The following is a 9743-nucleotide window of genomic DNA, read 5'->3' as shown; positions in this document are numbered from 1 at the left end:
GCTTGCAAATAGGTTCTATAAACCCGCCCGACCCCACGAAAAATCCTCTTATTGATATTGCTGCAAGATGTCAGTTACAACTGAGATATTGCACCATTCTCAAGAACAGGCAAGATGCCTGTTCCACAAAGAGTAGATTTTTTCTTGTGGAACGGGCCGGAGAGCCCGTTCAGAAAACAATACGCTTGGGCTAGAGGCTTAAGTTGTCACCAATGCCGATGACCAGAAAATAGCCAATTCTTTAAAATTTCTCGCTGTGGTCAGCTAACAAAAGGTTAATTATGGTTTTCCCATATCTCTACTTCTGGCAATTACCCAAATTTAACGGACTAAAATACCGAGACAAATACTATACAGCAGTTTTCAACTATCTGAAATACAGTAGCGACAAGACTGTGCCAAGACGTGAAAATTTAAGACCCAACCTACCGTATCTCTTGTTTTTATATAAGTGTCGATCCTTTAATAAGGGGGAGACAATAAATCTTCTTAACGCCCCCCTAATTCCAGGGCTGTTTCATTCTCACCAAAAACGAGGTTTTTGTAGGGGTAGTGCCCCCGTGCCTACCCCCGCCACCAACCATCGAATGGGGGTTTCAGCCCAAAAGGGCCGGCACGGGGGCACGGCCCCTACCAAGAATGAAACCGCCCTGCCCCTAATTCCCCATGAATTAGGGGAAAATAGACTCGACTACAAGCAACATTTATTAGGGATTTTTGTCTTAAGCATTCACGCCTTAGCCGGGCCGTGTTCCTACCAGATATCTCTACTTCCCTCAACTGAAAACCGCTATATTTCAGGATGGACTTACCTTTTACTTTTGAGTTGTTATTTGTGCCTTTTTCCCGGAAGTGCGATCGCCCAAATCACCCCAGACGGCACTTTGGGCCCGGAAAGTTCGCGCACAGTTCCCGATACAATCAACAACTTACCCTCAGATAGAATCACTGGTGGCGCAATTCGCGGCGTTAACCTCTTTCACAGCTTGCGCGAATTTAACATCCGTGAAGGGCGGGGAGCTTATTTTGACAATCCCAGCGGAATTACCAACATTTTCACCCGCGTTACAGGCCCAAACTCCTCAAATATTTTAGGAACTCTGGGAGTTTTAGGCAACGGTAACTTATTTTTAATTAATCCAAAAGGAATTATATTCGGGCCGAATGCGCGGTTAGATTTGCGCGGTTCCTTTATCGGTTCCACGGCTGACAGTATTGTGTTTAATAACGGCTTTGAATTCAGCAGCCAAAACCCGCAAACATCTGCGCTGTTAACCGTTAATATTCCCGTTGGTTTAAGATTTAGAGACAATCCCGGTGCAATTGTCAATCAATCGACGGCTGTAGGAAAGGTAAACCTGCCAGTCTCTGCTGTGCCAATCCCAATTAGCGATCGAGTGGGTTTAGCAGTAGATCCCGGTCAAACTTTAGCACTGATTGGCGGCGACATCGAATTGCAAGGCGGCAATTTAACGGCCAGCGGCGGACAAATTTTACTCGGTAGCGTCGCCAGTCCCGGTTTAGTTAATTTTGCACTAACCCCTGCTGTTGTTCAGCAGGGTAATTTAACTGTTAATTATGACAATATTCAGCACTTTGGCAATATTCAAATAGCCGATGGAACACTCATCAACACCAGCGGTACCGGTGGTGGCAGAGTAGAGTTAAAAGGTGGAAATGTCGCCCTCAGCGGTGCGCGAATTTATGCGCTGACACTGGGAAATATTGATGGTAGAGGTATCGATATCAGCGCTCAAAAGTTGCGGGTGGAAAACGGCACCCAATTTTCTACCCTGACTCTCGGAGATGGTGCAGGAGGCCATATTAACTTCCGGGCTGCTGATTCAGTAGAAATGAGCGGGCTGGGAGTTGAGGGCTATCAACAGGTTGCAATTAAGTATCTGGTATCGGGAACTACAGACCCGTTTGACCCGCTATTTGTGCTGTTGAATGCTAGTGCTGGCGCTGGTTCGGGGGGCGATATTACGATCGACACCAACCGCCTGCTGCTCAAAAATGGGGTAGTAGGTAGCGGGATAACTTTTGGCGGTGGAAATGGCGGAAACTTAATCATTCGCGCCAATACTTTTGAGATGGTGGGTTCGGGAATTAACAACGGGACAGCGAAAGAAAGTACCGGTGCGGGAGGAAGTATTAGTGTTGATGTCAATCGATTAATTATGCGCGACGGTTCTCTTCTGGGTACTACAAGTTACAGCAGCGGCCCGTCGGGGAATATCAACATTAAAGCTGCTGAATCGGTAGAATTGTCTAACACCGGCCCGAAAACTGTTGTGTCAACTGGAATCAGCACGCTGAGTATCGGTTCTAACGGAAGGGCGGGGAATATTAACGTTGATACGAAGCGGTTGACTCTTTCTGGAGGTTCTGCTTTTACTTTAGGAACGGGTGTTTTAGTTGGCAGGTTTTTGTTTTCTCAGGAGGGGGGGCCGGCGGGAAATTTAACAGTTAGGGCTAGTGAATCAGTAGAAATTTCTGGTATTTCTCAACTTTTGACCAGCGGAATTCAGAATGCTAGCGCGCTGACTTCTGGAACTTTGAGTTCGAGTCGGGGTGGGGATATTCGTATTGATACGCCAAGCCTAACCGTGCGGGATGGAGGGATAGTTTCTACGAGTTCTTTGGGATCTGGAGATGTGGGGAATATTACTGTTAATGCCGATCGCATTTCAGTCAGTGGCAGCGGAAATAATGGTCTGTTTGTCAGTACAATTGATGCTTCGGTGGGCAAGACATTCGGTACTAATCCCAATGCTACGGCAAATGCGGGTTCGTTGAATCTGAATGCCGATCGACTAATTGTCAGAGATGGATCTACAGTCACCGTGCAGGCTACGGGAACCGGACGCGCTGGTAATATCAATATTGTCGCAAATTCGATCGCTCTTGATAACAAAGCGATGATTGACGGTACGACTGTATCGGGTACAGGAGCAAATATTAACCTGCAAGCGCGAGACATCCAATTGCGCCACAACAGCCGAATTACCACCGATGCAGGCACTTCTGACGGCGGCAATATCAACATCAACAGCGACATTCTTGTCGCCCTCCCGCAAGAAAACAGCGACATCACAGCCAACGCCCGCACAGCAGGTGGCGGCCGCGTGAATATCAATGTCCCCAATGTCTTCGGTTTTACAGCAGCGAGTCGCGAACAAGTCAGAAGCAGGTTGGGGCTCAGTGACGGCGAATTTGCAGCGTTGCAAGTAAGTCCTACTTCTCTAATTCCTAGCAGCGACATCGCCGCGATTTCCCAAAGTGGCGGCGCGGCTTTGCAAGGGGCGGTAACATTTAGTGCTGTTGGAGTGAATCCCGTTCAAGGTTTAGTGGAACTGCCGCAAAATGTGGTCAATCCGGCTGCGTTAATTGCTGCAAATCCCTGCATCGAAGGGGCCGAGAACGAGTTTACTGTGACTGGGCGGGGGGGATTGCCACCGAGTCCTAATGAAGTTCTCAGCAGCGCAGAAGAACCGTTGCCGTGGGTGGAACCAGCGGTAGGTGGAAGTCAGCAAGTAGAAGGCGAAAGAACATCCATAGAAGTTCGGCCAACAGAAATTATTCCTGCTCAAGGTTGGGTAATGGACGATCGAGGACAAGTAAGGCTGGTAGCCTATAATTCTGGTGGTGGTACCTCTATTCGCAGTCCGAAACCGACGGGTGTGTGCGTACCTCAATAGGTACTCTTCACGTTTTAGCTAATCCCTCGCTATTTTTATAATATTAAATTAACCAGACTTAAAAGATGCGCTGCCAATCTTCCGCCCTATTTTTTGCATTTTTACTACTGTGTCCTTTCCCCGCGATCGCCCAAATCATCCCCGATAATAGCTTGGGTGCAGAAAGTTCGCGGACAGTTCCCGACACGATTAATAACTTACCATCCGACAGAATAGAAGGCGGTGCAACTCGCGGCGTTAACCTCTTTCACAGCTTGCGTGAATTTAACATCCGTGAAGGGCGGGGAGCCTATTTTGCCAATCCCAGCGGAATTGCCAATATTTTTACCCGCGTTAGTGGTGGCAACCCTTCTAATATTTTAGGAACTCTGGGAGTTTTGGGAAACGGCAATTTATTCTTAATTAACCCCAAAGGAATTGTCTTCGGCCCCAATGCGCGGTTAGATTTGCGCGGTTCATTTTTAGCAAGTTCTGCTGATAGCGTAGTTTTCGATAATGGCTACCAATTCAGCAGCAGCAATCCGCAATCAGTACCGCTGTTAAATGTCAATATACCTATCGGTTTAAACTTCCGAGAAACTCCGGGAAAAATCATTAACTCTTCAGCAGCACCAGCCTTGACTTTACCACAATTACCCGCTGGAATCCCGCAGATTTTCAATAACAGGGGCTTAGGAGTTGAGCCCGGACAAACTCTTGCCCTAGTTGGAGGAGATATTGAATTAAATCAGGGAACACTCACTGCATCAACCGGACAAATTCTGCTGGGTAGCGTCGCTAGTCCGGGGATGGTGGGATTGGGGGCAACGCCATTGGGATTAAGTTTAAACTATGACAAGATTTCCAACTTTGGTAATATTGAAATAACCAACGGCTCACTAATCAACACCAGTGGAATAGGTGGTGGCAAAGTCGATATTCAAGGTGGAAATGTCAGGCTCAACAATGGGCGAATTTATGCACTGACTTTAGGAAATATCGATGGCAGGGCGATCGATATTAACGCTCAAAATTTTCGGGCCCAAGGTGGAACGCAAATCTCCACGCTGACAGCAGGAAGTGGTGCCGGAGGCGCTATCAATATCCGCGCTACCGATTCAGTAGAAATGCTCGGAATTGGATTAGATAACTATAGAGTGTTTGGTGGTAACTATACGGTATCTGGCTCTTTCGACCCTTTTGACCCACAACTTCTGGTGATAACTGGCACTAATAGCATGGGAGCCGCCGGAAACCTCACGATTGATACGGGAAAACTGTTGATTGACAATGGAAGCGCATTGACTACCACCACGTTAGGTGCTGGCAACGCCGGAAATATTACCACCCGTGCCGGGGTTTTAGATATGGTCGCTTCTGCAATCCACAGTGGCCCACTTTTGGGGAGTACGGGTACGGGAGGAAATATCACCTTTGAGGGAGAACGTTTAACACTGAGCGATGGTGCTGCTCTGATCAGCATCACCCGCGGTGAAGCAGGAGCGGGAAATATCAACATTAAAGCGAATGAATCAGTAGAAGTGCTGCGGACTCCCACTGGAAGTCCCGTAGCCAGTTTAATTGGGTCAACTGCGAGCGGTGTGAATGGGCAAGCCGGGGACATTAATATCGACACGAAGCGGTTGATTATCTCTGAAGGAGGCGGAATTAGTTTATCTAGCGGAGCAGTTGTGGGCAACCAACCGTTGAATACAACTGGGGGGCCCGGAGGTAATTTGACAGTTAGGGCCACTGAGTCAGTAACAGTCGAGGGTTTTTCTGGAGTTTTGGCGAACGGGAGTCGGAATCCCAGTTTCATCTGCGCTGATGCCAATACTGCTAATCGGGGAGGGAGTATCAACATTTCTACACCTGTACTGACTCTCCGGGATGGAGGAGTTATTAGCACTGCATCTTTAGGCCAAGGAGATGCAGGAAGTATCACAATTGATGCGGGTCGTGTAGAAGTTATTGGGAATGGGGGTCAAGGTGAATTTAACAGTCAAATTCAGACTTCCGTTGGGATTGCATCTGACATTATAGATCCCAATGCTACGGCTAACGGAGGTTCGTTGAATCTAAATGTCGGGCAATTGATTCTTCGCAATGAAGGAACACTCAATCTGCAAGCTTTGGGATCGGGACGGGCTGGTAACATTAACGTCAAAGCAGACTCAATTTTTCTTGACAACCAAAGCAGCATTGACGGTAGAACGGCATCCGGCCCCGGAGCAAATATTAACCTTGAAGCACGAGATATCCAGTTGCGCCGAGCCAGCAGAATTACAACTGATGCCAGTATTTCTGATGGTGGCAATATTAACATTAAAAGCGATATTCTGGTCGCGCTCCCGCAAGAAAACAGCGACATCACAGCCAATGCGCGATCGGCCCAAGGTGGTCGCGTTAATATTAATGTCCCCAATGTTTTCGGGTTTACCTCAGTCACTCGCGAACAGGTGCGAGGTAATTTGGGATTAACAGATGCTCAATTTGCAGCGTTGCAAGTAAGTCCTACATCTTTAATTCCTACCAGCGATATTGCGGCGATTTCCCAAAGTAGCGGCCCGGCTTTGCAAGGTAGTGTTACATTTAGTTCTTCTGGAGTGAATCCTGCTCAAGGTTTAGTGGAACTGCCGCAAAATGTTGTCGATCCGGCTGCGTTAATTGCTGCAAATCCCTGCACGCAAGGGGCCGAGAGCGCATTTACCGCTACTGGGAAAGGAGGAGTGCCGGCCAGTCCTAATGATGTCCTCAGCAGCCCTGTATCGCCGTTGCCGTGGGTGGAGCCAGCGGTAGGTGGAACTCAGCAAGTAGAAAGCCAAAGAGCTTCCATAGAAATGCGGCCAACAGAAATTATTCCCGCTCAAGGTTGGGTAATAGATGAGCAAGGAAAAGTAACGCTGGTAGCGTATAATTCAAGTAATGGTGCATCTCTTCGCAGTCCGAAACCGACGGGTGTTTGCGTACCTCAATAGGTAATCTTCAGGTTTTAGCTAGCCCGTCGCTATTTTCCTAATACCAAATTAACCAGACTTCAAAGATGCGCTGCCAATCTTCCGCCCTATTTTTTGCATTCTTACTGCTGTTTCCTTTCCCGGCGATCGCCCAAATCATCCCCGATAATTCCCTGGGCGCGGAAAGTTCACGGACTGTTCCCGATACTATCAACAACTTACCCTCAGATAGAATCACTGGCGGTGCAACTCGCGGAGCCAATTTATTTCATAGTTTCCAACAATTTAACGTTGGTGAAGGACGAGGCGCATATTTTGCCAATCCTAACGGAATTGCCAACATCTTCACCCGCGTTACTGGTGGCAACCCTTCTAATATTTTAGGAACTCTGGGAGTTTTGGGAAACAGTAACTTGTTTTTAATTAACCCAAAAGGGATTGTCTTTGGCCCCAATGCTCGGTTAGATTTGCGCGGCTCATTTATCGGTTCAACTGGTAGCGGAATTCTCTTTGATAATGGCTTTGAATTTAGTGCAGCTAATTCTAATTCAGTGCCCTTATTAGCGGTTAATATTCCTGTGGGTTTAAGATTTAGAGAAAATCCCGGCACAATTGTTAACTCTTCCCAAACACTGGCTCCTACATCAGCCTTACCGCCACTCCCCATAGAAATTCCTGCCTTTAAAAAACTCGGTTTAGCAGTAGACCCCGGTCAAACTTTAGCCTTAATTGGCGGAGACATTCAACTGCAAGGCGGAAATTTAACAGCTTATACCGGACAAATATTACTTGGTAGCGTCAAAAGTCCAGGTTTAGTGCAATTTAAACCAACAGCTTTAGGTCTGAATTTAAACTATGGCAATATTCAGAACTTCGGCAATATTGAAATCAACGGTGCATTTATAAATACCACCGGATTAGGAGGTGGTAAAGTCGATATTCGAGGGGGAAATATTAATCTTAATGGTTCAGGAATTTATGGAATGACACTCGGAAGTATTGATGGTAGAGGCATTGACATCAATTCCCAAAACTTACGAGTAGAGGGGGGATCGCAAATTTTCGCCTCCACACTGGGAGAGGGGAGAGGAAGCGATATCAACATCCGCGCTACTGACTCAGTAGAAATGATCGGGTTGGGAATTGAGGGCTATCAGCAGCTTACAGAAAATTTTCAGACATCTGGAACAGGCAACCCATTTATTTCGCAAATCGTTCTGTTTACTAGCGCTATTGGCAGTGGAGCCGCCGGAGATATTAACATTGAAGCCGGACGGCTGTTGATGAGCAATGGGGTAGTGGGCGGTGCCCCCACCTTTGGTGCTGGGAATGGTGGAAATCTGGCTATCCGCGCCAACACCGTCGAACTCGTCAGTTCAACGCTCTATAACGGAACAACGAACGAAAGCACTGGTCAAGGCGGAAACATCTCTGTTGAAGCCCAACGGTTAATACTGCGGGATGGCGGTGCGTTTGCCAGCTTCAGCCTTAGTGATGGAGCATCGGGGAATATCGCGATTAAAGCGAGTGAATCTGTGGAATTATCGGGTAGTCTTCCTGTAGGTTTAGGGCAAACTAGGCTCGGCACGAATACTTTTGATGCGAATGGAAAAGGTGGGGATATTAGCATCGACACTAAGCGGCTGAGTGTTTCTAATGGAGCCACAATTAGTTTAACGACTGGTGCTATTTTTGGGGAAGTTGTGTTTTCTACAAGTGGGGGGACGGGAGGAAATTTAAGTGTGAGAGCCTCCGAGTCTATAGAAGTGAGCGGCGAGTCAAGATTTTTGGAGAATGCGGGCTATGTAGCAAGTTCTTTTGTTACTCAAACTGCAAGTTCTGGTAGAGGTGGAGATATCCGCATCTCAACACCTAAACTAACTGTGCAGAATGGCGGCGTTATTTCTGCAGCTTCTTTGGGTATAGCGGATGCAGGAGATATTACAATTAATGCCGATCGCTTACAAGTGCAAGGTATTGGGAGTAACAGTGGGTTGAGGAGTGGAATTGAAGCCTCGTCTGGTAGGGCGTTTAATGCTGTAAATTCCACTGCTACCGGAAATGCAGGCTCATTGAATTTGAATGCCGATAAATTGATTCTTCGGGATAGTGCAGTTGTTAATGTTCAATCTTCAGGAACAGGTAGTGCTGGTAATATTAATGTTGTAGCTAACTCAATTTCTCTGGATAATAAAAGCCTAATTGATGGCACGACTGTCTCTGGTACAGGGGCAAATATTAACCTTCAATCCCCAAACATTCAGTTGCGGCGCGGCAGTAGAATCACCACGGATGCAGGTATTTCTGAGGGCGGTAATATCAGAATTAATAGCGATATTTTGGTAGCTTTACCGCGAGAGAATAGTGATATTACAGCTAATGCGCGATCGGCTAGGGGCGGACAAGTTACGGTCAATGTACCAAATATTTTTGGCTTTACAAGCCTTAACCGCGAACAAGCTAGGAGTAGTTTAGGACTGACTGATGCTCAATTTGCAGCGGTGCAAGTCAGTCCGACTTCTCTAATTCCTACCAGCGATATTGCGGCGATTTCCCAAAGTAGTGGCCCGGCTTTGCAAGGTAGTGTTACATTTAGTTCTTCGGGAGTGAATCCCGCTCAAGGTTTAGTGGAACTGCCGCAAAATGTGGTCGATCCGGCTGCTTTAATTGCGGCAAATCCCTGCACGCAAGAGACAGGGAGCGCATTTACTGCTACTGGGAAAGGAGGAGTACCACCCAGTCCTAATGATGCCCTCAGCACCGCTCCAGCGCCCTTTCCTTGGGTAGAAGAGGCTGGAAGTTCGGCAACGAATGTAGAGGGTTTAACCGATGTAACCGATCGAGCGAAGAAGGAAGAAGGGGAAATCCCCGATCGGGAAGTTGTTCCGGCGCAAGGTTGGGTGGTGAATGCGAAAGGAGAAGTTATGCTTGTTGCATATAATCCGGGGAATGCTGCTGACTCTCGCAATCCTCGGCAGAATTCTAATTGTGTGCCGCGTTGAAATTAGGTTTTTTTTACCGCAGATGTAGGCGGATTAACGCGGATTAATGCAGATAAAGAATAAGATGTATTTGGGTTAATTAGTAGGTGTGTCTGCGGTTGTAA

Annotated in this window: 3 protein-coding genes; all 3 read left to right on the top strand. The window is 47.2% G+C overall.

Features of this window, described 5'->3' with window-relative positions; all coding sequences use genetic code 11:
• Positions 1–560: 560 nt before the first annotated feature.
• The 3 genes from QUA00_RS29460 to QUA00_RS29450 all read left to right on the top strand — a co-directional run bounded on the left by QUA00_RS29460 (position 561) and on the right by QUA00_RS29450 (position 9639).
• Positions 561–3701, top strand: coding sequence for an S-layer family protein (locus tag QUA00_RS29460; RefSeq protein ID WP_333412061.1), 3141 nt, complete (start codon positions 561–563; stop codon positions 3699–3701).
• Positions 3702–3766: 65 nt separating this feature from the next.
• Positions 3767–6658 (top strand): S-layer family protein, encoded by a 2892-nt coding sequence (locus QUA00_RS29455; protein ID WP_333412060.1) that lies wholly within the window; start codon positions 3767–3769, stop codon positions 6656–6658.
• 65 nt (positions 6659–6723) lie between these two features.
• The gene (locus QUA00_RS29450; RefSeq protein WP_333412059.1) at positions 6724–9639 is read left to right on the top strand and encodes an S-layer family protein; all 2916 of its coding nucleotides are present in this window, start codon (positions 6724–6726) and stop codon (positions 9637–9639) included.
• The last annotated feature ends 104 nt before the right edge of the window (positions 9640–9743 follow it).

Origin of the sequence: Microcoleus sp. T2B6 (assembly GCF_036700475.1) — a bacterium.
Classification (GTDB): domain Bacteria; phylum Cyanobacteriota; class Cyanobacteriia; order Cyanobacteriales; family Microcoleaceae; genus Microcoleus.
Note: the sequence above shows the minus strand (reverse complement) of the source record. Positions and strands in the feature narration are given on the sequence as shown.

Excerpts from the sequence above, each read along its gene's own strand:
- QUA00_RS29455 (WP_333412060.1), top strand. The coding sequence starts at position 3,767 with ATGCGCTGCCAATCTTCCGCCCTATTTTTTGCATTTTTACTACTGTGT.
- QUA00_RS29450 (WP_333412059.1), top strand. The coding sequence starts at position 6,724 with ATGCGCTGCCAATCTTCCGCCCTATTTTTTGCATTCTTACTGCTGTTT.